Source organism: Actinomadura sp. BRA 177 (genome assembly GCF_013372625.1).
Classification (GTDB): domain Bacteria; phylum Actinomycetota; class Actinomycetes; order Streptosporangiales; family Streptosporangiaceae; genus Spirillospora.
Genome location: NZ_JABXFD010000584.1, coordinates 1 through 1,237, shown reverse-complemented (window position 1 = coordinate 1,237; position 1,237 = coordinate 1). Strand labels below are relative to the sequence as shown.

Genomic DNA, 1,237 nt, shown 5'->3' with positions numbered 1-1,237 from the left:
GGCCCGACCTGATCCACGTCCAGCTCCAGGGCCTGACACAGGGCGGCGGCCCGGCCCCGGCGTCCCCGGACGATCGCGCCGGCGGCGGCTGCAACCCCCCGAGCCGGCCCCGCCGGCGCGATCCCCCGCCCCCGGTCCCGGAACGCGCGGCGGGGGCCTGATAGACATCGCCGCATGACGGGAACGCTGCCGCTGGACGGGATGCGCGTGGTGGAGCTGTCCAGCTTCGTCGCGACGCCGCTGGGCGGGATGACGCTCGCGCAACTCGGCGCGGACGTCATCCGGGTCGACCAGGTGGGCGGCGGCCCCGACATCGACCGGTGGCCGCTCGCGCCGTCCGGCCGGAGCCTGTACTGGGCCGGGCTGAACAAGGGCAAGCGGTCGGTCACCGTCGACCTGCGCTCGCCGGAGGGCCGCGAGGTCGTCGCCGCCCTCGTCGCGGAGAGCGGCATCGTCCTGACCAACGCGCCCCTGCGCGAGGGCCTCACCTACGACGAGCTGAAGGCGTCCAGGCCCGACCTGATCCACGTCCAGCTCCAGGGCACCCGCGACGGGGGCAACGCCGTCGACTACACGGTGAACGCCGCCATGGGCTTCCCCGGAATCACGGGCCCGTCCGGCGCACCGGTCAACCACGCGCTCCCCGCCTGGGACGTGGCATGCGGCCTCTACATGGCCATCGGCCTCCTGGCGGCCGAGCGGCACCGCCTGCGCACCGGCGAAGGACAGAGCCTCCGCGTGGCGCTCCAGGACGTCGCCCTGGCCACCGCAGGCAACCTGGGCTATCTCGCAGAGGCGCAATTGGGCGAACCCAGGCAGCGCCTGGGCAACCACCTGTTCGGCGACTTCGGACGCGATTTCCCCACCGCCGACGGCCGCGTCATGGTGGCGGTCCTCACACCCCGCCACTGGCGCGACCTCGTGGAGGCCACCGGCCTCAGCGAGGTGAGCGCCGCCCTCGAACGCGCCCTCGGCGCCGACTTCCGCCGCGCCGGCGACCGCTTCACCTACCGCGAGGCCCTCGGCGGCATCCTCGCCCCCTGGTTCGCGTCCCGCACCTGCGCCCAGGTAGAGGACGGCTTGCAGAACACGTCCGTCCTATGGTCCCGCTACCGCGACTTCGCCGAAGTGGCCGCCACCCTGCCCGACGAGCCCCTGATGGGCGAACTGAACCAGCCGGGCATAGGCTCCCACCTGGCCCCCGGCTCCCCCCTACGCCTCGCCGACACCTCCCTAC

The 1,237-nt window shown here is 74.0% G+C and carries 1 protein-coding gene; it reads left to right on the top strand.

Annotated elements, in window-relative coordinates:
- Positions 1-174: 174 nt before the first annotated feature.
- Positions 175-1,237 (top strand): CoA transferase (locus tag HUX53_RS33335; RefSeq protein ID WP_176407223.1); only part of this gene is annotated, 1,063 nt, incomplete at its 3' end.